The sequence below is a fragment of the Micromonospora rubida genome (assembly GCF_009908295.1).
GTDB lineage: Bacteria > Actinomycetota > Actinomycetes > Mycobacteriales > Micromonosporaceae > Micromonospora > Micromonospora rubida.
This window is the reverse complement of the sequence record NZ_JAAALO010000007.1, coordinates 207906-233033: the sequence shown is the minus strand read 5'-3', so window position 1 is coordinate 233033 and position 25128 is coordinate 207906. Positions and strand designations below refer to the sequence as shown.

Below are 25128 nucleotides of genomic sequence, written 5' to 3'. Positions count from 1 at the left end.
GTCGTCGTTCCTCATGGTGGTCACAGCCCTTCGGCCAGGGGGCCGAGCGCGAGCGCGGGCAGGAAGGTCAGGGCCACGAGGATCACCGTGACGCCCACGACCATCCCGATGAACAGGGGTCGGTGGGTCGGCAGGGTGCCCTCGGAGGCCGGGGTGGGCGCCTGGCGGGCCAGGGAGCCGGCCAGGGCGAGGACGAAGATGATCGGCAGGAACCGGCCGAGCAGCATGCACAGCCCCAGGGCGGTGTTCCACCACGGGGTGTTCACCGTGATGCCGGCGAACGCGGAGCCATTGTTGTTGCTCGCCGAGGTGAACGCGTAGATCACCTCGGACAGGCCGTGCGGGCCGCTGTTCAGCGCGGTCGCGGCGTTGCCGGTGGCGAAGGCCGCCGCCGTGCCGGCCAGCACCAGCGCCGGGGTGACCAGGAAGTACAGCGAGGCGAACTTGATCTCCCGTGAGCCGATCTTCTTACCCACGTACTCCGGGGTCCGGCCGACCATCAGGCCGGCCACGAAGACCGTGATCACCGCGAGGATCAGCAGGCCGTACAGGCCCGCGCCGACACCGCCGGGCGCCACCTCGCCGAGCATCATGTTGACCAGCGGCATCATCCCCCCGAACGCGGTGTACGAGTCGTGGAACGAGTTCACCGCCCCGGTGGAGGTCAGCGTCGTCGCGGCGGCGAAGGTCGCCGAGTTCGACACGTCGAACCGCACCTCCTTGCCCTCCAGCGCCGCGCCGACCGCCTGCGGCACCGTGCCGTGCCCGGTCAGCTCGAAGACGTTGGTCAGGGCGACGCTCGCCACGGCCAGGATCGCCATCACGGCGGCCACGGCGTACCCCTGCCGGTTCTGGCCGACCATCCGGCCGAAGACCCGGGGCAGGCTGAACGGGATCAGCAGGATCAGGAAGATCTCCAGCCAGTTCGTCCAGGTCGTCGGGTTCTCGAACGGGTGGGCGCTGTTGGCGTTGTAGAAGCCCCCGCCGTTGGTGCCCAGTTCCTTAATCACCTCCTGGCCGGCGACCGGCCCTCCGGTGATCGTCTGGGCCCCACCGGTGAGGGTGGTCACGTCGGTGCCGGCGGACAGGTTCTGCACCACTCCCCCGAGCATCAGGGCGAGCGCCCCGAGCACCGAGATGGGCAGCAGGACCCGCAGCGTGATCCGGGTCAGGTCGACCCAGAAGTTGCCCAGGTCGCCCGTACGGCGGCGGGCGAACCCGCGGATCAGGGCGACCGCGACGGCGATCCCGACGGCGGCGGAGACGAAGTTCTGCACCGCCAACCCGGCCATCTGCACCAGGTGGCCCATGGTCGACTCGCCCGAGTACCACTGCCAGTTCGTGTTGGTCACGAACGACACCGCCGTGTTCCACGCCCCGTGCGGCACGACCGGGTCGAAGCCGAGGGACAGCCACAGGTGGTTCTGCAGGCGTTGGAACGCGTACAGGAACAGGATCGACACGGCGGAGAACGCCAGCACCGCCCGGGCGTACACGCCCCAGGTCTGCCCGGCGGACGGGTCGACCCCGACCAGTCGGTAGACGCCCCGCTCGACGCGGGACTGCCGGGTGCCCGCGACCACCCGGTACAGGTAGTCGCCGACCGGCTTGTGGACGGCGACCAGCGCCACCACGAGCGAGAGAATGAACAGCACACCGGCTGTTGTCGTGCTCATCAGAAGCGCTCCGGGAACAGCAGGGCGACCACCAGGAACACACCCAGGCCGATCGCCAGCACCAGGCCGACGGCGTTGACGGCGCTCACAGCTTCTCCACGCCCCTCACCACGAGGGTGAGCGCCACAAACAGCGCCACCGTCACCAGCACGAACACCACGTCAGACACGGCTGACTCCTCTTACCCGACTCGGTTGCCGCGACCGACTTCCGGTCGCGCCGGGCAATCACAGCGCCTCCGGCGCCGTCCGGACAGGGTCCTTCACGCGACCATGACGGCGACGGGCCGTTTCTTGACGCCGTTTTCACGCGGCCCGGCCGCGCCGGTGACCGCCGTCACCGGTGCGGCCCGGACACGTACGAGCGAGTTGGCCAGGGGCATGCGGATGCACTGGCGGCCGGCGGCCCGGCTGCGGGCGGTGCAGTGGAGCAGGCACCGGCCGTCGGCGCGCGGGGTCGCGTATAACTACGTGTATCGATGCCATGGGTTGACTCGGCGCCAGCGGTCGGGCACCCCACCAGTCGCACGCCTCAACGAAGGGCCATGCCAGTGAAGACCTCTCATCGATGGTTGGCCGCCGGCGCCATCGGCCTCGCCGTCGGCCTCGCGGTCAGCACCGCCCCGCTCGCCCTGGCCGCCGGGGGCCTGACGGCCAGCCTCGTCAAGACCTCGACCTGGCCCGGCGGCTACGGCGCCGACTACGTCCTCACCAATGGCGGCGCCGCCGCCGTGACCACCTGGGCCGTCGAGTTCGACCTGCCCACCGGGACCAGCGTCAGCAACTCCTGGAGTTCCGTGCGCACCCAGAGCGGCCAGCACTACCGGTTCACCAACGCCGGCTACAACGGCACCATCGCCCCCGGCGGCAGCGAGAGCTTCGGCTTCAACGTCAGCGGCGCGGGCGATCCCACCAACTGCACGGTCAACGGCAACCCGTGCGCCGGTGGCGGCCCCGCGCCGACCACGACGCCGGCACCGACGACGCCGGCACCCACCACACCGCCGCCGACCACGCCGGCACCCACCACACCGCCGCCCACGACCGCGCCGCCCGGCACGACGGTGAACGTCTCCACCGCCGCCCAGCTCCAGGCCGCCCTCGCCGCGGCGGCGCCGGGGCAGACGATCCAGCTCGCCGCCGGCACGTACCGGGGTTCCTTCGTGACCACGAGGGCCGGGACCGCCGCGTCCCGGATCACCCTCACCGGCCCGCGCGGGGCGGTGCTGGTCAACGACGGGCCCGCCGGCACGGGGCCGAGCTGCCCGGTGCCGACCGCCGGTTGGGACTCCGGGTACGGGCTCTGGCTGTTCGACGCCCCGTACTGGAACCTGACCGGATTCACGGTCGCCGAATCGAAGAAGGGCATCGTGCTGGACAACTCCCACCACGTGGCCATCGACGGGGTGTACGTGCACCACACCGAGGACGAGGCGGTGCACTTCCGCCGCTCCTCCGCCGACGGGATCATCCGCAACTCGGTGATCACCGACACGGGCCTGACGCAGCCCGGCTACGGCGAGGGGGTCTACCTCGGCTCGGCCCAGTCCAACTTCGGCTGCCACGGCAACTCCGGCGGGATGGACCGCTCCGACCGGGTGCAGGTGCTGAACAACCGGATCGGCCCCCGCGTGACGGCCGAGCACGTGGACATCAAGGAGGGCACCGAGGGCGGCGTGATCCGTGGCAACACCTTCGACGGCCAGGGCATCTCCGGCACCAACTCCGGCGACTCGTGGATCGACGCCAAGGGCAACGGCTATCTCGTCGAGGGCAACACCGGCACGTTCCGCGCGCCGGGCACGTTCGCCAACGGCTACGAGACCCACAACCTCCTCACCGGGTACGGCTGCGGCAACGTCTGGCGCGGCAACACCTCCGACCTCGGCGGCGTCGGCCGGTACGCCGTATACGTCTCCTCGACGTCGAAGTGCCCGGCGAACCCCAACGTCGTGCACGCCTCGAACACGGTCACGAACGCGGTCAACGGCCTGACCAACATCGCCGTCACCCCGTAGCCGCGTCCGGCCCCACCGGGTCGGCGGCCGGATCCCGCCGGTCGCCGATCCCCCGGCGCCGACCCGGATGCCGGCGGCCGGCTCGAAACAGCACCATCGGCAATGATCAATCCGCAGGTCATTGACAGCCGCGTTCGGCAGAGCCGAGAGTGGGTGGCATGGGAGAGCGCTCTCCCGCCCGGGACCCCGATCGCTGATCCGGTCGGTCCCGCCACCACCTCCCAAGGAGTACCGATGCTTCGGACTCTTGCCCCGCCGCTCACCCCTCCGGCACGCGCCGGCCGCAGCCGACGCCTCGCCGCCCTCGGCACCGCGCTGCTGACCCTGCCCGGCGGCATCACCTTCAAGATCGACAGGCAGGTGGTCTTCACCGCCAGCAAGGCCACGGTCGAGTCGACCCGCGGGCCGTGGCTCTTCGACCACCCGTTCTACCTGATCCTCAACCTCACCGTCGGCGGCGACTTCCCCGGGCCGGTCGACGGCACCGCCCCGTTCCCGGCGCGAATGCTCGTCGACTACATCCGCGTGTACCAGGAGGCCCCGGCCCGAAAGGAAGTCCCCATGTCCCTGACACCGACTCTCGGGGTGGACCTCGACTCGACGAACCACCAGAGCCACCTGGCGTACCCGGTCAACAACGACTGCCCGTCCACCCACCCGGTGCCCGTGCCGAAGCTGCGCCAGGTGATCCGGTGCCCGGCGAACGGTGACCCGGCCCGCTTCCGGCTCGCCTCCGGCGCCGGCTTCACGATGCACGGCGACTTCTCCAACGCCTGGCCGGTGGCGGAGATGGAGCGCCGGGTGCGGGACTGCATCCGCCCGGTCGTCAAGTGCGGCGTCAACGGCACCCCGTGACGGTCATTCCCCTTCGCCGGCCCCGCAGCGGGCCGGCGAGGGCCCCCGTCCTCCTCGTCGGGCTCCTCCTCGTCGCCGGGCCGTCGGCGACCGGCTGCGTCGCCGCGCCGCCCACCGCGCCGTCCACCGGCGTCCCGCTCCCCGGCGTCCCGACCGCCGCCACCGCGACGTTCGGTGGCACCGACGCGGCGTGGATTCAGCTGATGATCCCGATGAACGAACAGGCGCTCGCGGCGCTCGACCTGGTGCCGGGGCGCAGCACCGACGAGGGGGTCCGCGAGCTGGCCGGGCGGATCGCGGCGGACCGACGCACGGAGCTGGACGACCTGCGGCGGCTGCGCGGCAGGGCCGGGCTCCCTGCGGTCAACGAGCACGAGGGGCACGACCTGCCCGGGATGGTGGTTCCCGCCGACCTCGTCGCGCTGCGCTCCCTGCACGGCCCGGCGTTCGACCACGCCATCGGGCAGACCCTGCGCGAGCACGTGGAGCAGGGCGCGCGGCTCGCCGACGCCGAGCGGGCCAACGGGTCCGATGCGCAGACCCGGGGGCTCGCGGAGCGCGTGGGCCGGACCCGGGCCACCGAACTCGGCTGGCTCACGGGCGCCCCGGCCACGGGGTAGCGCAATCGCGCCGATTGCGGACGGCAGTCATGCTGGAGGGGTGATCCGCTTTCTGCTCAACGTGTTGTGGCTGGTCTTCGGCGGCGGTCTCGTCCTCGCCGTCGGATACGGCATCGCCGCGCTGATCTGCTTCGCCCTGGTCGTCACGATCCCGTTCGGGGTCGCCGCACTGCGCCTGGCCAGCTACTCGCTGTGGCCCTTCGGCCGCACCCTCGTGCCCAAGCCCGGCGCCGGCGCCCCCTCCGGCCTGGCCAACCTCCTCTGGGTGGTGCTGGCCGGCTGGTGGCTGGCGCTGTCCCACGTCCTCGCCGGCGTCGCGCTCTGCGTCACGATCGTCGGAATCCCGTTCGGCATCGCGAACTTCAAGCTCGTACCCGCCGCGTTCTGGCCCCTCGGGCGCGAGGTCGTCGACGCGCCGTAGCGTTTCGCCACCGGATGTCGCCCGGCGATCGGGCACGGGCAGTGGGCGGGGCGGCGGGGTCACCGCCGCCCCGTTCAGCCCTGCCTCGCCTTCTGCCGCCCGCCCGCGAGAGTCCCCCGTTGGTGGCTTCATGCCATTTGGGGGCGAAACCGGCGGAGGATGGGCATGCGGGCGATCCAGCCGCAGGCCGACCGCCGCCCGCGAGACGCTGCGAGGGGCGGTGGAGATGGCCACGTACGAGTACCGGTGCCAGCAAGACGGCAGCTTCGACACCACGCTGCCGATCGGCACCGCCGGCGCCGCCGCGCGCTGCCCACGGTGCGGGCGCCCGGCCGCCCGGGTCTTCTCGGCGCCCCGGCTCACCCGCACACCGGCCCCCCTGCGTCACGCGATCGACCGGGCGGAGCGCAGCGCGGAGACGCCGGAGGTCGTGACGCGCATCCCGGGTCGGCAACCCGTCCGGCGGTCGTCGAACCCGGCCCACGCCCGCCTGCCCCGCTGGTGACCGGCCCACACCGGCCCGCTCCACCAGCCCGACCGAAAGGCAGAACGACATGCCCGAACTGCTGTTCCCGCTCGACTCCGCCAGGCGGTTCACCGACCAGGAGAAGATCGGCCACAACAGGTGGCACCCGGACATCCCACCCGTGGCAACCGTCCGGCCCGGGCAGTCGTTCCGCGTGGACTGCCGGGAGTGGTTCGACGGGGCGATCCACAACGACGACTCGGCCGAGGACATCCGGGACGCCCCGCTGAGCAGGGTCCACGCCCTCAGCGGCCCCTTCGCGGTGCAGGGCGCCGAACCCGGCGACCTGCTCGTCGTCGACATCCTCGACCTCGGGCCCATCCCGCAGGAGGACTCCGGACCGCTGGCCGGCCAGGGCTGGGGATACACCGGCGTGTTCCCCACCGGCAACGGCGGCGGATTCCTCACCGAGCAGTTCCCCGACGCCTACAAGGCCGTCTGGGACTTCACCGGACGGCAGGCCACCTCCCGGCACATCCCCGGGGTCGAGTTCACCGGGATCACGCATCCCGGGCTGATGGGCACCGCCCCGTCCGCCGGAATGCTGGCCACCTGGAACCGACGCGAGGGCGCGCTGCGGGCCACCGACCCGGATCGGGTGCCGCCCCTGTCCCTGCCGCCCGAGCCGCACGACGCGATCCTCGGCACGCTCACCGGCGCCGAGTTCGACCGGGTGGCGGCGGAGGCGGCGCGTACCGCCCCGCCCCGGGAGAACGGCGGGAACCAGGACATCAAGAACTTCACCGCGGGTACCCGGGTCTTCTACCCGGTCTACGTGCCCGGCGCGAACCTGTCCGTGGGCGACCTGCACTTCTCCCAGGGCGACGGGGAGATCACCTTCTGCGGTGCGATCGAGATGGGCGGCTTCATCGACCTGCACGTCGACCTGATCAAGAACGGCATGCAGACGTACGGCGTCGCCGAGAACGCCATCTTCCTGCCGGGGAACACGCCACCGCAGTTCAGCCAGTGGCTGGCCTTCTCCGGGCTCTCCGTCACCCTCGACGGCGAGCAGCGGTACCTCGACTCGCAGTTGGCCTACCAACGCGCGTGCCTGCACGCCATCGACTACCTGACCCGCTTCGGTTACCAGCCCGAGCAGGCGTACCTCCTGCTCGGCGCGGCACCGATCGAGGGCCGGTTCTCCGGGGTGGTGGACATCCCCAACTCCTGCGCGACGGTCTACCTGCCCACCGAGATCTTCAACTTCGACGTACGCCCGTCCGCCGGCGGCCCGACCAGGATCGACCCTGGCCCGGGCGCCCCGAGGGCCAGCATGTCCTGACCGTACGGCTGCGGGCATCGCCGGGCGCGGTCCGCGCGTCGAAGGTCCGCTGTGGACCGGAAGGGCCTCACTTCCCCCTGTCCTGGCGGCCCACGCCCCTCGCCGTCACCATCCCCAGGACGAGCAGGGCCAGCGCCGCGACTGCCGCCCCCACGGCCGCGGACATGGCACCGCCGCGACCGGCACGGTCGGCACGGTCGGGGACGTCGGCGCTGCGGGGCGCGGCCGGCGCCGGGTCGGTCCGGGGCCGGGTGGACGCCGGCGCCGGGGCCAGCGCGTAGCGCAGGATCGTGGGCCGCGTGCCGGGGGGCTGGCCTGCGGTCTCGGAGACGGTGAGCAGGGACCGGCCGTCACGGCTGTAGGTGACCGACTCCCCCTGCGGCTCGTCCGGCAGCGGGACGACCCGAGGCGTGCCGGTGGTCAGGGCGGCGACCACGTCGCCGTCGGGCACGTCGAACTCGAACGCGTCGGCATAGGTGCGCAGGACCACCCGACGCCCGTCCGGCGCGGTCGCTCCGCCGGTGACCACCGACCGACCGACGAAGAAGAACGGGTTGCGGGTCCTGGTGGACGGCAGCCGCACCTGCCCCACCCGGGCCAGCGGCACCGTCGCGCCCGGCCGCAGTGCGGCGGTCGGGCGGTACAGCCCGGCGCCGCCGCCCTGCTTGGTCACGATCAACGGACGCCCGTCACCGGCGACCAGGAGGGCCTCCGCGTCGTGCGGACCGTCCGGATACGCCAGGCGGTACAGCACCGGGCGTTTCCCGCCGGGCCGCAGCCGCCACAGGGCGACCGTCCGGCGGGAGCGGTCGTTGTCGCCGACGTCGGCCACCCAGACCGTGCCGTCCGCGCCGACGCCCAGGTCCTCGGTGTCGCGGGGACGCGAGGGGTAGCGCACCGTCCGCACCACCGCGCAGTCGGCGTCGAGGAAGAAGATCCGACGCCGGGCCTCCTCGTCGGCGCCGTCGTTGACCACCACGAACCCGTCGCCGGTGGCGGCCATCCCGGAGATCTCGTTCAACCGTCCGTCGCGGACCTGACACGCCGGGGTTCCGGCGGCCGGCGACAGCACGGTGGGCGGGCCCGCCGCCGCCGGGGCCGCACCGACGATGATCACGGCGGCCAGCGCGGCCCCCGCCGTCACCCACCGCCGCCCGGCCGGCCCGCGCAGCCGAATGCCCATCAACCGTCCGCCCGTGTGTCCGTCCACCGCCCAGGGTGCGACCGCGCCCTGTGGTCCGGAGCCGATCCGCCGGCCCCGTGTCCCGATGCCCTGTTCGGCCGCGACTCTAGTCGATTTCCGGGGCGGGCCGTCCCGGCCCAGTGGCGGCCCCGGCGACTGAGGCTCACGCGGAATTGGTCGACGGTCGGTCCCGGTACCGACCGGTCGGTCGGTCGGTCGGGCGCGACTGTCCGGTAGCCGACCGTCAGTTACCGCCGTCCCCCGTACGGTGACCGCGCAGACCCACGGGAGAGCAGGAGCACGATGGCCCGGACCACGTCCACGCACACCCCGACGGCCGAAATCGAGGACGATCTGGTCCGGCTGGCCGTCCGGGCCGTGGCCCCCGCCGAGGAGCCGCTGCTGGCGTTCCTCGCCCCCGCCTACCGGCGCCGCCCCGGCCACTGGCGCCGCGACCCGGCCCGGCTCGTGCGGGTGGGCGGCGGCGAGGCCGGCGGCGGGGGCTTCGAGGCGATCGTCGAGCCGCTCCTGCCGTACCTGCTGGTGTTGACCGGTATCGGGGTGGAGGCGCTGCGCGACGGGGTGCGGGAGCAGGCCACGGAGGCGGTCCGCGACGGCCTGCGCGGCCTCGGCCGGCGGTGGCGGGCCCGCCGGTCCCCCGCCGGCCTGCCGCCGGCCGGCACCGTGCGGCTGGGGCCCGGCCAGCTGCTGCGCATCGAGGAGGCGGTCACCGCCGCCGCCCGGGACCCGCGCTGGGAGCTGACCGAGGACCAGGTCGCGGTGCTGCGCGACGCGGTGCGGGACGCGTTCGCCCGGCGGTTCGGCGACCCCGCCGGGGATGTCGACGGCGACTGAGGGCGGCGGGGCCGGCGAGGAGACGCCGCCGCTGCCCTCCACCACCCTCGGCCGGTTCGTCGCCGCGGTGACGGCGGTCGTGGGCACGAGCATGTTCGGCTGGCAGACCGTCCTCGTCGACGCCGACGCCACCCGCGCCCGCGCGGAGTGCCTGAGCGGGGTCGGGCCGCCGATCGACATGCGCGCCGGGACGGTGGACGAGGAGTCCGTGGCGGCGGTGCAGCGCTGCCTGGGCACCCTGGACGCGGACCTGCTCCGGCAGATGCTCATCGGGCTGGCCGTACTCGCGGCGGTGGCCGCCGTCGTCTACCTCGCCGCGCCCTGGTGCGAGTGCCGGCTGCGCGGCCTGCGCCGCCTCGACCGGACCCCCGGCACCGAGGCGCTGCGGTCCGACCTGGCCGGGCTGGTCCGAGAGGCGGGGCTGCGCCGCCCGCCGACGTTCGTGGTGTCCCGGTCGGCGCGGATCAGCGGCAACACCTTCGGCGCGGGGCCCATCCGGTACGTCCGGCTGGACCTGGGGCTGGTGCACGCCCACCGCACGGCGCCGCACCTGTTCCGAGCCGTCGTCCTGCACGAGCTGGCCCACGTGCGCAACGCCGACGTCCACCTCACCCGGCTGACCATCGCCCAGGCGTGGGCGTTCCCACTCGCCGTGCTCGTCCCGGTCACGGCCAACTACGTCGGGTCGGTTCCCGCCCGGCACCTGTTCGACGACGCCTGGCGGCTGGCCGCGTTCGCCCTGATCGTGCAGGTGTCGGCGTGGTCGGTGCTGCGGGCCCGGGAGTTCGCCGCCGACGCCCGGCTCACCGGCGACGACAGCGCGGCCGTCCGGGCGCTGCTCGCCACCGACCGCATGCGGGCCGGCCCCTGGGCCCGGCTGGGAGCCGCCTTCCGGTTCCACCCACTGGCCCGGGCCCGCGCGGACGCCCTGGACCGTCCCGGGCGCCGGTACGCCGCCCGCCCGGTGGAGGCGCTCGGCGCCGGGCTGGCCGCCGGCATCGCCGCGCCGCCGCTGCTGGACCTGATGACCAACCTGCCGCACACGCTGCCCGGCCCGGACCCGTTGACCGGCAGCGCCTTCGCCACCGGCGTGCTGCTCGCCGTGCCGCTCGCGCTGGTCACCACCGGCGCGCTGTGGCGGTCCGCCTGGTGGGCGCGGCGCACCGGCGCACCGGCGGCCTCGGGCGCGGTGTTCGGCGCGGCGCTGGCCTGCGGCCTGCTGGTCGGCCGCCGACTGGCCTGGTCCACGGCGTACACCGACGACCGGCGGGCCTGGTGGGTCGAGGTGGTCCTGGGTCTGCTGTGGATCTCCGGCGGCGCCCTGCTCGGCCGGTGGGTGGCCGCCGGCGCGCGGGCGCACCTGCTCCGCATCCCACCGTCGGACGCGTCCCGCACCCGGCTGGCCTGGGCCGGCGCCGCGCTGGCCACCATGGCGGTCAGCGCCGGATACGTGGCGGCCCTGCTCGTGCTGGACGCCTGGTCCACCGACGGCGAGCTCAGCATGTGGCGCCTCGTCGCCGCGCGCGAGGGCCACCCGGACACCCTCACCCCGCTGACCCTGCTCGACCTGCTCGGCTTCTTCTTCCGCATCGTCGCCGCCCAGGCGCCGTACCTGCTCGTCCTGCCGCTGGCCGCAGCGCTGTTCCCGGTCCTGGCCACCCGCCACGCCAACGGGCGGGCGGTGCGCCTGGGCCTCGTCGGCGGGGCCGTCGGCGCCCTGGTGCTGCCGCTGGTGCCCCTCGGCGCCGGCGTCGCCGCACGCGATCCCGGGCTCGCCACGGCCACCGCCGCGCTCCTGGTCAACAGCCACACCCTGCTGCCGGTCACGTTCGTCGAGCTGACCGTCGCCGTCGCGGCGGTGTCCACCCAACGCCTGTCGCTCCCGCACGCCCTGCTCGCCGCCCTCACGGCGGGGCTGCTGATGGTCCCGGCCATCCTGGCCGCCGGCACGGTGCTGTCCTGTGCGGCCGACGCCACGGGCCGCTGCGTCCCCGCCGCCGACGGAATCGACGCCGTTCGCGCCCTCACCCACGCCCTCGTCGTCGCCCCGGTTGCGGCGGCGCTCACCGCCGCGCTCGGGGCGGCCGTGGCGGCGGGGCTGGCCGCCGCCGGGCGGCACCGGCGGTGGGTGGTGGCCGCCGTCGCCGTGCTGCTCGCGTCCGCCAGCGCGGTCGCGGTGGCCCGCGGACGGCCGGCCCCGGCGGCACCCGCCGGCCGGGACCCCTGCCTGCTCGGGGTCTGGCGGCTCAGCGACGGCCGCTACCACCTCCTCGTCGAGGCCGACTCGCCGCTCGGCACGCTGGCCGGCCTCACCCGCGACGCCAGCCTCGACCTGACCAGCGGGCCGGACACCGGCTTCGCCACCGCGTACCGGGCCGACGGCAGCGCGACCGAACTGTACGACCTCTTCGTCGCCGGGGGCACGCTGAACGGGCACGCGGTGCGCAGCGTCCACCGGGGAGTGGTGACCTACCGCTGGGCGGCGGACGCCGGGCGCTACACCCAGCGCGACTCCGTCGACACCGGCGACGTGGTGCTGCGCGTCGACGACCGCGAGGTGGACGTGACGCCCACCGTCGAGGACACGAACGGCTCGTACCAATGCGCCGACGACCGGCTCGTGATCCGCCAGGACAACGACGACGGGTCGTGGGGCGAGGAGATTTTCGTCCGCAGCCGGGCCTGACGGCCGCGCCGAGGTGCGGGCCCGGCCGACGACGCCGACCGGGCCCGTGGCCCTCGGCCGGGTTACGGGTTCGTGGTCAGGTAGACCACCTGGTTGCCGGCGTTGGCCGTGCCGCCGGCATTGTTGATCACCCGATTGATGGTGCCGACCCCGCCGAGCGACACGGTGACCATGTTGGTGAACCGGACGTTCGGGTTGGTGGGGGCCTCGATGGCCCGGTCGGCGACGACCGAGGGGTCGACGTTGAAGTAGCAGTAGCTGCCCAGCCCCCACGCCTGGTGGCTGGTGACCCCGTCGGCCACCTTGTACGCGGCGTACCCCCGGGCCGCGCCGTTCATCCAGGCGCCCTGGTTCGGCGGGTCGTAGGGCAGCTCGTTCTGGTAGAAGTAGGTCCGCCCGCCGTTGCCGTTCCAGACGGTCTGGTACTTCTGGTAGTGCTCGACGAACAGCCCGTACATGGTGACGTCGTCGCCGTTGACGGTCAGGCCGGTGTCGGCGGTGTTCGCCGCCCAGCCCACCCCGTCGCCGTGGTCGGCCCGCCACAGCCACATGTGGTCGCCGATGACGTTGTCGCTGTTCACGGTCAGCGTGGTGGTGGCCCGGCCGACGCCCGGCCCGCCGATGCGGAAGAAGACGTCGTGCAGCGAGGTCGGGTTGGCGGCGTGGCCGGCCGCCGAGCCGGCCGGGCCGACCTCCATCAGCACCGGCGAGTTCACCGCGCCGGCCTCGAACATCACGCCGGCCACCTTCACCCCGTCCACGTCGGCGACCCGCATGGCGGCCGTGCCGTTGTCGGGCTGGATGGTGGCCAGGCCGAGGCCGAGGACGACGGTGTTCGCGCGGTTGATCTGGATCGGCTCGCTGACGTGGTGCACGCCGGGGGTGAACAGCAGGTGCCGGCCCTGGGCGAGCGCCGCGTTGATGGTGGCCGCGCTGGTGCCCGGGCGGACGACGTAGAACTCGCTGAGCGACAGCGACGAGCCTGCGGGGGTCTTGCCGTACCAGCTGGTGCCCGCCGAGTTGGCGCGCAGGGCCGGCACGAAGACCCGGTACTCGCCGGTGCCGTCGACGTACAGGAAGGGCTTCTCCCGCACCTGCGGGGTCTGTGCGATGACGGTGTGCGACGGGTTGGGGAAGTTCGGGGGCGGGGCGCCGGTGACGCCCTGGAACACCATGTTCCACACCGAGCCGGTCCAGGCGCCGAACTCGCTGTTGCGCGAGTACCACTGTTGCTGCGAACCGGAGACGACCGTGCCGTCGATCTTCGTGTCGGCCATCAGCCCGCCGCTGGACCAGCCGTCGCCACCGTTCCAGAGCTGGATCTGGTTTTGCGCGCCGCGCAGGTGCATCCGGCGGTAGGGGGCCGCCTGCGACACCGCCCAGCGTTCCACGCTGGTGCCCGCCGGCAGGGTCACCGACAGGTTCTCCGCCGAGCGCCAGAAGTTCTGGGTGGCGTTGCCGCCCATCCAGAACGCCTCGGTCCGCACGTGGCCGTTGAGGTTGACGTCGTCGGGGCTCATGCCGAGGCCGGCGACCTGGGTGAAGAAGCCGAGGTTGACGTCGGCGGTGTAGGTGCCCGGCTTGAACAGCACCGCGTACCGCTGGGGGCCGAACTGGTTGGTCTCCTGCTGGGTGAACAGCGTGTTCAGCCGGCTCTGGATGGTGGCGGTGGGCGTGCTCGGGTCGAACACGAAGGTGTTCGGGCCGAGGTTCGGGTTGCGCGGGTCGGTCGGCTCGACCGGCGGGACGTCGACCCCGGTCACGTTGACCTCCAACTCCCAGAGCGAGTAACCGTATCCGGTGGCCCGGGCGGTGCCGTACATCCGCAGGTAGCGGCCGGTCGCGGTGAGGTCGAGGGACTGGACGCCGCCGGGGCCGGTGGTGGTGCTCCAGGCGGTGCTCCACGCGCTGCCGTCGGCCGAGGTCTGGATCTGGAACGCCCGGGCGTGGGCGGCCTCCCAGCGCAGGACGACCCGGCAGATCGACCGGCTGGACCCGAGGTCGACCTGGAGCCACTGGGGATCGGCCGCGAGACTGGCCCAGCGGGTGCCGGTGTTGCCGTCGACGGCAGCCGACGCGGGGGTGCCGGCGTTCTCGGTGGACGAGGAGGTGGCCGGCCGACCCTGCGCGGCGTTGGCGCTGCCGCAGGTGGGCGTCGGGCCGCCGGTCTCGCCGTACACCTGGAACTCCCAGAGCGAGTAGCCGTATCCGGTGGCCCGGGCGGTGCCGTGCATCCGCACGTACCGGCCGGCGCCGGTGACGGCCAGGTTCTGGGTGCCGCCGGTGCCGGTGGTGGTGCTCGCGACGGTGGTCCACGCGCTGCCGTCGTCGGAGGTCTGGATCTGGAAGGCCCGGGCGTAGGCGCCCTCCCAGACCAGGGTCACCTGGCTGATGGTGGCGCGGGTGCCCAGGTCGACCTGGAGCCACTGGGGATCGCTGAACGCGCTCGCCCAGCGGGTGCCGGTGTTGCCGTCGACGGCAGCCGACGCGGGGGTGCCGGCGTTCTCGGTGGACGAGGCGGTGGCCGGCCGGCCCTGCGAGAGCAGCACCGGCGCCGCCTGGGCCGGCGACCCGCCGGTCGGTGCCAGCGCCGCGACGAGCGCGAGCACCAGCCCGACGAGGGTACGCCGCCGGGCGGGCCGAAGCCCCGGTGCCGGACGTACGGATGGGACGCGAGATGTCATGACTTCGCCTGTCGGTAGAGGGCTGCGGACGCCGGGCGCGACGGGGAACGACGAGAGGACCGTGGCGCCGTGGAGGGTGCCGCCGCGGGCGGCACCACGATGGGAGAGCGCTCTCGGGAGAGTGTTACGGCGAGATCGCATCCCCGTCAAGGCATCGATCGCCAACACTGCCGATCGACGCGACTTCTGCCCTCTCGGGCCACCCCGCCCTTGACGAACCCGCCGGTGGAGACTTTAATGACGGCATTAATTAAGGGTTGATGAATTGCCGGCAGGCGAGCCGGCGCGTTGCCGGGACGCGCCGACGCCGCCCTCGCCGGCCACCCGCCCCCGCACGGCCCGCCGCACCCCACCACCCCACCGGAAGGGCAGATCGTGTCGAGCCGACCGCCTCCCCCACCGCCCGCCCGCCGGCCCGCTCAGGCGCTGCGGCGCACCACCAGGACGGGGTCGTGGATGACCGACGCGACGCGCAGCCGCGGCTCCTCGATGCGGGCCAGCAGCAGCCGGGTCGCCTCGGCCGCCATGACCTCCAGCGGGTGCCGGACGGTGGTCAGCGGCGGCTGGGCGGCCTGCGCGGCGCTGCTGTCGTCGAAGCCCACCACCGCGACGTCGTCGGGCACCCGGCGGCCCGCCTCGTGCAGGGCGACCAGGGCGCCCTGCGCCATCAGGTCGTTGGCGACGAAGACGCCGTCGAGGTCGGGGTGGGCGGCCAGCAGGCGACGCATGGCGGCCTCGCCGCTTTCCCGGGTGAAGTTGCCCGCCTCGGACGGCGACCACGCGTACCCGCGGCGGGCCATCGCCTGCCGGAACCCGGCTACCCGGTCCTGGCTGGCCGGCACGTGCTCCGGACCGGCGACCAGCCCGATGCGCTGGCAACCCCGGGCGAGCAGGCGCTCGACGGCCAGCGCCGCGCCCGCCTCGTTGGCCACGTCGACGTAGCTGATCGGGGCGGGGCGGGCGGGGCGGCCCACCATCACCGCGGCGATCCCCGCCTCGGCCAGCAGGCCGGGCAGCGCGTCGTCGGGGTGCAACGACAGCAGCACCACGCCGTCGGCCTGCCCCTGGCGCAGGTCCCCGACCAGCCGGACGCGCGCCGGCGGGCTGCCCACCAGGTGCAGGCCGAGCTGCACACCCGCCGGACGCAGGACGCTCAGCACGCCGCCGACGACCCGGCCGAAGAACGGGTCGGCGAAGAACCGGCCCAGGAACGGGTCGTCGTCGTGCTCCTCGCTGTCGGACACGACCAGCGCGACCGTCCCGGCCCGCCGGGTGACCAGGGAACGCGCGGCGCGGTTCGGCACGTACCCGGTCGCGTCCACCGCCGCCCAGACCACGGCGTGCAGGTCCGGGTCGACGTTGCGCACCCCGTTGACGACGCGTGACACGGTCGCCCGGGACACCCCGGCCACCCGGGCGACGTCCTCCAGGGTGGGCAGGCGGCTCCGGGCCGCGCCGCGCTCCGCCGTCGGCCCCGGGACGCGCTCACCCGGGCGGGACAGGTTGCCCGTCTGGGGCGGTTCCGCCATCCGGAAGTTATAGCACGCGGGCGGGAAAGCGCTCTCTGACCTGCGGCGCGACCCCAGCTCTCTGACCTGCGGCGCGACCCCAGCTCTCCGAGCTGCGGCCGACGCGGCCCCGGGCACGGCTCCCCGAGCCTCGCCATGCGGTCACGGTGCGCCCGCCCTTGACAGTGGGTGACCGCCGGGGAAAGACTGGCCTCACCCCGGAGAGCGCTCTCCCGGGTTCGGAACTCCGGGAAGTGGTGATCGGATGCGCACACTCGCGGCCGCGCGGACCTCCGCCGGACAACCCCCCGTCGACCTACGGTTCCCCGCCGGCTTCCAGTGGGGCGCGGCCACCGCGGCCTACCAGATCGAGGGGGCGGTGCGCGCCGACGGTCGACTCCCCTCCATCTGGGACACCTTCGCCGCCACCCCGGGCCGGATCGCCGGCGGCCACACCGGGGAGCACGCCAGCGACCACTTCCACCGGCACCGCGACGACGTGGCGCTGATGGCCGAGCTGGGCCTTTCGGCGTACCGCTTCTCGGTGGCCTGGCCCCGGGTGCGCGCCGCCGGCGGCGGGGTCAACGCCGCCGGCCTGGCCTTCTACGACCGGCTCGTGGACGACCTGCTGGCCGCCGACGTCAGCCCGGCGGCCACCCTGTACCACTGGGACCTGCCGCAGGAACTGGAGGACGCCGGTGGCTGGGCCGCGCGCGACACCGCCGCCCGGTACGGGGAATACGTCGCCGCCGTCGCCGCGCGCCTGGGCGACCGGGTCCGGCTGTGGAACACCCTCAACGAGCCGTGGTGCTCGGCCTTCCTCGGGTACGGCAGCGGGGTGCACGCCCCGGGGCGGCGCGACCCGCGCGCCGCGCTGAGCGCCGCGCACCACCTGCTGCTGGCCCACGGGCACGGGGTCGCCGCGCTGCGCGCCGCCGGCGTCACCGGCCAGGTCTCGGTGGCGCTCAACGTCGGCACGGTGCGGCCCGTCAGCGACGCGCCCGCCGACCGTGACGCCGCGCGGCGCATCGACGGGCTGCTCAACCGGATCTTCCTCGACCCGCTGCTGCGCGGGGCCTACCCGGCGGACGTGCTCGCCGACACCGCGGCCCTGACCGACTGGTCGTTCGTGCGCGAAGGCGACCTCGACCTGATCGCCGCGCCGCTGGACGCGCTGTGCGTCAACTACTACCAGCCCGACCTTGTCGGCGCCGGCCCGGACGGCCACCACGACGCCGACACCCCGTACCCGGGTGCCGGGAGCGTCGCGTTCCATCCGGTGCCCGGGCCGGTCACGGCGATGGGCTGGTCCGTCGACCCCGGCGGGCTGCGCGACATGCTGCTGCGGGTCACCCGGGACTACGGCGCGCCGCCGCTGTACGTCACCGAGAACGGCGCCGCCTACCCGGACGAGGTCGACCCCGACGGCCGGGTACGCGACCCGGAACGCACCGACTACCTGCACCGGCACCTGGCCGCCGCGCACGAGGCGCTGACCGCCGGCGCGGACCTGCGCGGCTTCTTCGTCTGGTCGCTGCTGGACAACTTCGAGTGGGCCCTCGGCTACGACAAGCGATTCGGCCTGATCCACGTCGACTACGCCACCCAGCGGCGGACGGTCAAGGACAGCGCCCACTGGTACGGCCGGACGATCGCCGCGAACGGCTTCGACCGCCCCCACTGAGGGGGCACCGCCCCGCGCCCGACCGGGCGCGATCCGCAGCCGGCGCGGCCCCGGGGTCTCCCGGGGCCGCGCCGTCGTCACCGCAGGAGCGGCGGTACCGCGCCGGTGGGTCACGGACGCCACGGCGGCGCCGTGACCCACGGCGAGGTCACCTGCGGTAGACGCCGAACTCCCAGAGGGAGTAGCCGTAGTCGGTGGCCTTCCTGGTGCCGTTGACCCGCACGTACCGGCCGGTGCCGGAGAGGTCCAGGTCGTCGAAGCCCCCGTCGCCACCCGTGGTCGAGTGGATCGTCGTCCAGGTGTTCCCGTCGTTGGACACCTCGACCGAGTAGGCGGTGGCGTACGCCGCCTCCCAGGCGAGCTGGACGTGGTCGAAGGACTGCACCGAGCCCAGGTCGACCCGGAGCCAGGCGGTGCCGACCCACTCGCTGGCCCAGCGGGTGCCGTGGTCGCCGTCGACCGCGTACCCGGGCAGCTGCGGGCCGTTGGCGCCGGTGGGCTGGTACGAGGACGCGGTGACCGCCCTGCCCCGGGCCAGGTTGGTGCCCGGGACGGTCGGCGGCACGACCTTGAAGGAGCGCTGCTCGATGCCGACGTTGCCGTGCCCGTCGAAGGCGTACACGTAGACCTTCCACACCCCGAGCCGCTCGGGGGCCCGCACCGTGAACCGCCCGTTCCCGGTCTGGGTGAACGTCAGGTTGGTCAGCCCCCGGTTTCCGGTGATGTGCTTGTCGCTGGCCATCAGGTTGTAGCGGACCAGGTCGCCCTGCGGGTCCCCGGCGGTCGCGTCGACGGTGAAGGTGCCGCCGGCCGGCACGGCGGTCTGCGGGCTGACCGACATGGCGGTGATCTCCGGCGGGGTGTTCGCCGCCGCCTGCCCGGTGTACGCCTGGCGCAGCGCGTGGTAGCCGAGCCGCCGCCACCCGCCGGTGGTGGCGTTGAGCCACACCCCACCGAAGTCGTTCTCCAGGCCGTAGTGGAACTCGGTGGCCCCGAGCGCCACGCCGGGGTGGCCCCTGACGGCGTTCCAGCTCGCCGTGTAGCCGGCCCGCTTCGCCAGGTCGGTCGGCTCGTCGGGCACCCCGTTGACGTCGTCGGGCACCTCCCACTCGCCGTTCGGGCCGCCCTCGGTGAGCAGGTACGGCTTGGTGTGGCCGCCCGCGATCCAGTCCGACTTCACGGTGCCGATCGCGCCGTACGAGTTGACCGCCAGCAGGTCCAGCGCGGGCGAGTACCTCTGGTAGTACGTCCACGCGTGGGTGTAGGCGTCGGTGGAGGTGACCGGGTGGAGCGGGTCGGCGGCGTGGACCGCCTGGGCCACCTCGTTGACGAACTGCGCGTACGCCACCCGCCGGGCCTCGACCACGTCGGCCGGGAGGCCGTGGTCCTGCATGGTCAGGATGACCTCGTTGCCGACGTCCCACATCAGCACGCCCTGCCGGTTCTTCAGCGCGTTGACCCGGGCGACGATCTCGGCCTTGACGGTGTTCTTGTAGGCGGTGTCGTTGACGTAGTCGGCGCCCTGGTTGAGCCAGTGCCCGACGACGACCTTGATGCCCTGCTGGGCCGCCCGGTCGAGCAGGGCCGGGGTGTGGGTGTCGTCCACTCCCCAGATCCGGATCGTGTTGACGCCCATGTTCCGCAGGTCCCGCAGGTACCCGTCGGCGGCGGCCTGCGGCGGCCCGTAGGTCATCCCCCGCACCTCGTACGGGGCGCCGTTGACCTGGAGCTGCCAGTTGCCCTGGGTGCCGGTCACCCGCACCGTGCTCGGCCCGGCCGGGGTGAGCGGATCGGTCATCGCGGCGGGGACCGTGCCGGCGGCCCGGGACACGGTCACCGAGTCGACGCTGAGCACCCCGCCCGAGGTGGTCCCCGGGGTGGGGGTGCTCCGGCCGGCGATCGCGTTGGGCAGCGAGCCGCCGACGGCCAGGTCGAGCCGGAGGAAGAAGCCGTGGTGCACGGCCGCGTTCCAGGCGGCGACGCCGACCTGCGACTCGCGTACCACCCAGGTCTGCCGCCCGTCGAGGTAGAAGCGGATCTCCTCGTCGGTCCTCGTCCGGTCGACGACCTGGGTGTACTCGTGGTAGCCGGTCCGGCAGCCGGCGCAGGTGGCCAGCCCGCTGGAGCGGCCGGTGTACTCGGCGCACACCCCGTCGGGCGCGGTGCCGCAGTGCAGCGTCTGGGCGAGCTGGCCGCGGCCGTTGACGTCGGTCATGATGTCGGTCTCGCCGACGCCGGGCCAGTTGGTGAAGTTGCCCCGGAAGGCGGCGCCGGTGGCGCGGAACCCGGGCCAGTACCCGAGGCCGTCGGCCACGTCGGGCTGCCGGAGCACGGCGGTGAACCGCAACTGCTCGCCGGCGCGCGGCTCGAAGTCGGCCCGCTGGGTCTCCAGCCGGCCCGAGGTCCAGGCCCCGGCGGCGTCCCGGATCGCCCGGATGCTCAGCCGGCCGGCACCGTCGAGCTGGACGTTCGCGGTCGACGCGGTTGCCGTCTCCACCTCGCCGGTGCCCCAGTTCGCCGCGCCGCCCGGGTAGGAGGTGCCGGTGCGCAGCAGCCAGTTCGCCGCCGACGGCGAGGTGCCGGCGGGACCGGTGAAGTCGTCGGTCCAGACGGTCTGCCAGTTGCCGGGGACCGGCGTCGGGCTGGTGGTCGGCGGCGTGGTCGGGCCGCCGAGCGAGCCGTAGACCTTGAACTCGTACAGCGAGTAGCCGTAGCCGCTGGCCCGCGCGGTGCCGTACATCCGCACGTACCGCCCGCTGCCGGCGACAGCGACCGTCTCGGTGCCCCCGGCCCCGGTGGCCGTGCCGTGCACGGTGGTCCAGGTGCTGCCGTCGGCCGAGGTCTGGATCTGGTACGCCCGCGCGTACGCGCCCTCCCACTGGAGGACGACCTGGCTGATGGTGGCGGTGCCGCCGAGGTCGACGCTCAGCCACTGGGGGTCGCTGAACTGGCTGGACCAGCGGGTCCCGGCGTTGCCGTCGACCGCGTTGGCCGCGCCGACGTCGGCCCCCTCCTGGGAGGACGCGGTGACCGGCCGACCCTGCGACAGCAGGCTGTCGGCGGCGTGCGCGCCGGGTTGGGCGACGACGAGGTACGCCGCCACCAGCGCGACGACGGCGACGACGAGCAGTACGGGACGGTGCCGCGACGGTGGGCGGCGACGGGGGGCGGGAGGGTGAACGGTCATGGGCCTGCCTGTCGGAGAGGAGACGCCGACGCGGGTACGGCGGCGGATGGTGGTGGTGTCAGCGGTGGTGGTGATGGTGGCTGCCGTGTTGGTGTTGGTCGCGCCCGGCGGGCCCGGCGTGGGCGTCCGGGCCGGTGACCGGGGGCGGGTCGCGCCCCCGGTCACCGCACTACGCCGGTCAGGGCAGCTCGTAGTTGGCGTTGAGCGCCGCGCCGCGCTCGGGCTTGTACTGGTCGAAGCCGCGCGGGTCGCACTGGAGCCCGCCGTTGACGCAGTGGGTCACCAGCGCGTTGAGCGTCGGGGCGTCCCAGGCGTTGTAGAAGTCGTAGTGGAAGGAGTAGCCCCGGCCGCTGGCCAGCCGGACCCCGGCCATGTCCCCGCTGACCGGGAAGGCCATCTTGAACTCGATCATCGGCACGGCCACCGGGTGGCTGGCCGGGCAGACGCCGACGGTCGGGTACGCCATGTGGCTCTTGTGGTCGGGCGTGTCCAGGTACCGGCCGTCCCAGCAGCTCGGCGCCTGGTAGCGGACGTTGAGCTGGCTGCCGGCCGGGCAGGACGCCGGGAAGTCCCAGTTGCGGACGCTGTCGCCGCACTCCCAGCCCTCGACCGCTCCCGGGGCGTTGCGGAACTCCTCCAGCGTGGTGGCGGGGCTGCCGACGACGTACCGCAGGCCGGGCGGCGAGGGGCGGACGCTGCGGTAGTCGATGACGCCGCTCTTGTAGTAGATGACCTGCCGGCCGACCGGCTGGACGGCGGTGTCGCCCCGGTACAGGGTCGGCATCCAGTAGCCCGTCTTGTCCCCGGGCGTGATGCAGGAGGTGCCGCCGGCCCGGAGGGAGGCCAGCGTGGTGTTGGCGTTCGTGGTGGTGTTTCCCATGAACGTGTGCGAGTGCGAGGCGCCCGGCAGGTTCGGGAAGACGATCGGGTCGTCGGGCAGGTTCGACCGACTCACCGAGCAGTTCGCCTGGAACTCGTGGTGGGTGGTCGGCGGGTTGGTGGGCGGCGGGGTCGCCGTGGACGGGATCACGCCGGTGACCGGCGGGTCGGCCGGCACGTAGCCGGGTCCGCCGGTGGGCGGCGTCGTGGTCCCGGCGGAGCCGTAGACCTTGAACTCGTACAGCGAGTAGCCGTAGCCGGTGCCGCGCTGGGTGCCGTACAGCCGGACGTACCGGCCGGTGCCCGTGACGGCGATGCTCTCGGTGCCGCCGGCGCCGGTGGTGCTGGTGTGGACGGTGGTCCAGGTGACGGCGTCGGCGGAGGTCTGGATCTGGTACGCCCTGGCGTACGCGTACTCCCACTCCAGGACCACCCGGCTGACGGTGACGGTGGTGCCCAGGTCGACGCGGAGCCACTGCGGGTCGGCCCACTGGCTGCCCCAGCGGGTGTCGGGCCGCCCGTCCACGGCGGCCGCGGCGGGGGCCTCGCCGTTCTCCACCGACGACGCCAGCGCCGGCCGGCCCTGGGACAGCAGGGTCTCCGCGGCCTGCGCCGTCGGGACGCCCGCCACCAGCAGCGATGCCGTCAGCGCCAGGGCGGCGACCGGCGCGATTGTTCTCCTGAGCCGTGGTCTCTCGGTCTTCATGATGACCTCTCCAGGGGTAGGACGACTGCGCTCCGGCTGCCTCGCCGGCCGGTGGCCCGCTCGTGCCGCACCTGGCCCGAGGGCAGGATCGTCGCCGGGCCGCGCACTCGGAGAGCGCTCTCCAAGTGTTACGCCGAAATTTCACGTACGTCAATACGACCGGCCCCTCGAAGACCGGTGGACGCACCCGAACCGGACGGTGGGCAGTCCCGCGTACGTGGACCTCACCCGCCTGGTCCCGTCAGAAACCCCTGTCAGGCACCCCGCCGGAGTGCCAGGCGGGTGGTGCCACCTCGCCCCTTTGCTCTGCTGCCGCCGCCGCAACACCAGCACCGCCACCCAGCACCAGCACCGCAGCCGATTCGCGTCGGGCGCCGACACGAGAATGCCGGCAGAACCGTCACGTTCCGCGAGCGTTGCACAGGGGGCAGCAGAGCAAAGGGGGCGCCGCGGGTTGCCCGCCGGACGCCGACGACGTCAGCGTCGGCGCCCCGCCCCCTGGGTGGGACTTCACGATCGTCTGCTGATTTCGGAGAGCTCGCCCGGCGTGTCGTCTCACAAATCAGCAAACGATCACGCCACGACTGCCGCGAACCCCGACGCCACCGCGCACATCGTCGCCGCAAGGAGTGGCCGCAACGATGACTCACCGCAGCCCTCAACCCCACCCCACCCCACTCTGCGCGATCTTGCACTTACGGCCCGGGCAAAGAGGGTGAAACGCCCTTGGCAGGGGCCGTATGTGCAAGATCGGCGCAGCGAAGTGACCGCCTGCCCGTACAAGGGACGCACCACCGACTACTGGGCGGTGCGGACCGACGCGGCCGTGCACCCGGACCTGGCCTGGTCCTACGGGCGGGTCCCGGGCTCAGTCGGCCAGTTCGGCGAGCGGGAACGCCCGGTTCCGGCGGGGCGGGACCAGGAAGTTCTGCCTGCGGGTGCAGGTCAGGAAGCGTTCCAGGCCGTTGTCCTGCTCGGCCACCCGATGCTTGCGCGCCAGGTCCACCGACGCCTGGCTGCGCCGCATCCGGGCGAAGAAGTCGGCGGTCGGCACGAACACGCTGAAGTGCAGCTTCGGCTGGCTGCTGCCGTCGGGCACGTCCAGGGCGTCGAAGCCGGGGCCGTCGACCCGCAGGTGCATCGGGGTGCCGTCGGGCGCCCGGGAGCTGCGCTGGAGCGTGGACAGGTGCCCCATCCGGCGCTCGCCCCGGGGCAGGCCGACGCCCCGGGCGGTGCGCTCGGCGTAGTCCGGGCCCCGGTTGTCGGCGGGCAGGAAGGACGGCCCGCCGCCGTCGGTGAGCTGGTCGGCGTTGCCGGGGTGCACCGGCGGGGCGTGGAACATGTACTGCACCCGCTTGGTGAAGTTGCCGTTGTCGCTGGGCGGGGTGTCCGGCGAGGCCATGTCGTAGAACTGGAGCATGTCGAGGATGATGTGCGACAGGTGCTGGATGCCGCCGTTGTCCAGGTAGTCGCCGGGGCGGGCGGTGGTCAGCCGAGCCGAGGGGTGGCCGGCGAAGGTGCAGATCGCCGGCGGGCCGGAGGCGTTGACCTGCTGGTCGGAGAAGCCCATCCACATCGGCGAGTCGGGCTGGATGAACCGGGCGTACGACAGCCGGTTCTGCTCGGCCACCGAGCGCGGCAGGCCCGCCTGGGTGAACATGTGCCGGCTGGAGGTGACGGTGAGCAGCCCGGCGAAGGCCGGCGGGGGCGTCGGCCGGCCGGCCAGCGTGCCGCTGCCGTCGAACCAGGCCAGCACGTCCTGGATGACCGTGGCCCGGTCGCTGCGGAAGGTGAACAGCAGGTCGTTCTGCTCGACGCGGACTGGCACGGTGAACCGCCGCTTGGTGACCCCCGGGTTGTCCGGGTGGATGTCGGTCGGCCCCGGCTCCGCCTCCTCCAGCACCGACCGGGACGGGTCGGCCAGCAGCCGGGGCAGGTGCGCGCCGACCAGGTCGCCGGCCAGCCCGCCCGGCAGCCGCCGGAAGTACGGCAGGCCGTAGGAGACGAAGGTCATCAGGCCGGCCGCGCCGAACGGGTACCCGGATTCCAGGGCGGCGAGCACCCGGGCCAGCTCCCGCTGGTCGTCGGGGCCGGGGCCGCGCGTCAGCGCGGCGGTCAGGTAGACGGTGTGCACCGGCGGCATGACGAACGGCCCGCCGGTGGGCGAGGCCTGCTCCGGCGCGCTGTACCGGGCGACGTCGAACTGGATGTCGGGCAGCCCCTGCGCCGGGTCGGGCGCGGCCGGGCGGTCCGGGGTGCGGGCGCCGGCCGAGCAGGCCGCCAGCGCGGAGGCGGCCATGGCCAGGGCGCCGCCGGCCAGCACCGTCCGGCGGTGCAGCCGGGGTTGGTCGCCCAC

General features: G+C 73.7%; 17 protein-coding genes and 1 pseudogene. 10 read left to right on the top strand and 8 right to left on the bottom strand.

Going from position 1 to position 25128, the window contains the following annotated elements:
- Positions 1–20: 20 nt before the first annotated feature.
- Both kdpA and kdpF read right to left on the bottom strand, forming a co-directional pair.
- Positions 21–1676, bottom strand: coding sequence for a potassium-transporting ATPase subunit KdpA (gene kdpA / locus GVV04_RS24675; RefSeq protein ID WP_161690918.1), 1656 nt, complete (start codon positions 1674–1676; stop codon positions 21–23).
- The gene (gene kdpF, locus GVV04_RS24670) at positions 1676–1765 is read right to left on the bottom strand and encodes a K(+)-transporting ATPase subunit F (RefSeq protein ID WP_036343797.1); all 90 of its coding nucleotides are present in this window, start codon (positions 1763–1765) and stop codon (positions 1676–1678) included. Before kdpF ends, kdpA begins: the two co-directional genes overlap by 1 nt.
- Positions 1766–2220: 455 nt before the next feature.
- Between kdpF and GVV04_RS24665 the strand changes: the two genes are divergently transcribed.
- The 6 genes from GVV04_RS24665 (at position 2221) to fmdA (ending at position 7400) form a co-directional block, all read left to right on the top strand.
- Positions 2221–3693, top strand: coding sequence for a cellulose binding domain-containing protein (locus tag GVV04_RS24665; RefSeq protein ID WP_161690916.1), 1473 nt, complete (start codon positions 2221–2223; stop codon positions 3691–3693).
- Positions 3694–3927: 234 nt separating this feature from the next.
- On the top strand, positions 3928–4548 hold the full coding sequence (locus tag GVV04_RS33400) for a DUF1996 domain-containing protein (RefSeq protein WP_235966847.1): 621 nt from the start codon (positions 3928–3930) through the stop codon (positions 4546–4548).
- The gene (locus GVV04_RS34090; protein ID WP_161690914.1) at positions 4545–5168 is read left to right on the top strand and encodes a DUF305 domain-containing protein; all 624 of its coding nucleotides are present in this window, start codon (positions 4545–4547) and stop codon (positions 5166–5168) included. Before GVV04_RS33400 ends, GVV04_RS34090 begins: the two co-directional genes overlap by 4 nt.
- Before the next feature lie 40 nt (positions 5169–5208).
- Entirely contained in the window at positions 5209–5589 is a 381-nt protein-coding gene (locus tag GVV04_RS24650) for a YccF domain-containing protein (protein WP_328822553.1), read from the top strand.
- 226 nt (positions 5590–5815) lie between these two features.
- Positions 5816–6094 carry an FmdB family zinc ribbon protein gene (locus tag GVV04_RS24645; protein ID WP_161690913.1) on the top strand — a complete coding sequence of 93 codons (279 nt, stop codon included), beginning with the start codon at positions 5816–5818 and terminating at the stop codon, positions 6092–6094.
- Positions 6095–6143: 49 nt separating this feature from the next.
- Positions 6144–7400: a formamidase gene (fmdA, locus tag GVV04_RS24640; protein ID WP_161690911.1), complete on the top strand. Its 1257-nt coding sequence runs from the start codon at positions 6144–6146 to the stop codon at positions 7398–7400.
- Positions 7401–7467: 67 nt separating this feature from the next.
- Here the strand turns inward: fmdA and GVV04_RS32330 are convergent, their stop codons facing one another.
- Positions 7468–8610 carry a flagellar basal-body rod protein FlgG gene (locus tag GVV04_RS32330; RefSeq protein WP_201754084.1) on the bottom strand — a complete coding sequence of 381 codons (1143 nt, stop codon included), beginning with the start codon at positions 8608–8610 and terminating at the stop codon, positions 7468–7470.
- A gap of 276 nt (positions 8611–8886) precedes the next feature.
- Here GVV04_RS32330 and GVV04_RS24630 point away from each other — a divergent pair, with 276 nt between their 5' ends.
- Positions 8887–9438 (top strand): hypothetical protein, encoded by a 552-nt coding sequence (locus tag GVV04_RS24630; RefSeq protein WP_161690910.1) that lies wholly within the window; start codon positions 8887–8889, stop codon positions 9436–9438.
- Positions 9422–12124 carry a M48 family metalloprotease gene (locus GVV04_RS24625; RefSeq protein ID WP_161690908.1) on the top strand — a complete coding sequence of 901 codons (2703 nt, stop codon included), beginning with the start codon at positions 9422–9424 and terminating at the stop codon, positions 12122–12124. Before GVV04_RS24630 ends, GVV04_RS24625 begins: the two co-directional genes overlap by 17 nt.
- Before the next feature lie 62 nt (positions 12125–12186).
- Here the strand turns inward: GVV04_RS24625 and GVV04_RS24620 are convergent, their stop codons facing one another.
- Both GVV04_RS24620 and GVV04_RS24615 read right to left on the bottom strand, forming a co-directional pair.
- A complete protein-coding gene (locus GVV04_RS24620; protein ID WP_161690906.1) occupies positions 12187–14808 on the bottom strand; it encodes a discoidin domain-containing protein in 2622 nt (873 codons plus the stop codon).
- A gap of 419 nt (positions 14809–15227) precedes the next feature.
- The gene (locus tag GVV04_RS24615; RefSeq protein ID WP_161690904.1) at positions 15228–16337 is read right to left on the bottom strand and encodes a LacI family DNA-binding transcriptional regulator; all 1110 of its coding nucleotides are present in this window, start codon (positions 16335–16337) and stop codon (positions 15228–15230) included.
- A gap of 244 nt (positions 16338–16581) precedes the next feature.
- Here GVV04_RS24615 and GVV04_RS24610 point away from each other — a divergent pair, with 244 nt between their 5' ends.
- Entirely contained in the window at positions 16582–18000 is a 1419-nt protein-coding gene (locus GVV04_RS24610; RefSeq protein WP_161690902.1) for a GH1 family beta-glucosidase, read from the top strand.
- 148 nt (positions 18001–18148) lie between these two features.
- On the opposite strand, the gene GVV04_RS24605 is transcribed toward GVV04_RS24610, so the two are convergent.
- Both GVV04_RS24605 and GVV04_RS24600 read right to left on the bottom strand, forming a co-directional pair.
- Complete coding sequence (locus GVV04_RS24605; RefSeq protein ID WP_161690900.1) at positions 18149–21187, bottom strand: discoidin domain-containing protein; 3039 nt, start codon at positions 21185–21187, stop codon at positions 18149–18151.
- A gap of 178 nt (positions 21188–21365) precedes the next feature.
- Positions 21366–22772, bottom strand: coding sequence for a DUF1996 domain-containing protein (locus GVV04_RS24600; protein WP_161690898.1), 1407 nt, complete (start codon positions 22770–22772; stop codon positions 21366–21368).
- On the opposite strand from GVV04_RS24600, the pseudogene GVV04_RS34840 reads away from it, so the two are divergent.
- Positions 22771–23616 (top strand): annotated as a pseudogene (locus tag GVV04_RS34840) (hypothetical protein); the annotation flags it as partial. The gene GVV04_RS24600 and the pseudogene GVV04_RS34840 overlap by 2 nt on opposite strands.
- A gap of 24 nt (positions 23617–23640) precedes the next feature.
- Here GVV04_RS34840 and GVV04_RS24590 read toward each other — a convergent pair.
- Positions 23641–25128 carry a DUF7405 family protein gene (locus GVV04_RS24590; protein WP_328822552.1) on the bottom strand — a complete coding sequence of 496 codons (1488 nt, stop codon included), beginning with the start codon at positions 25126–25128 and terminating at the stop codon, positions 23641–23643.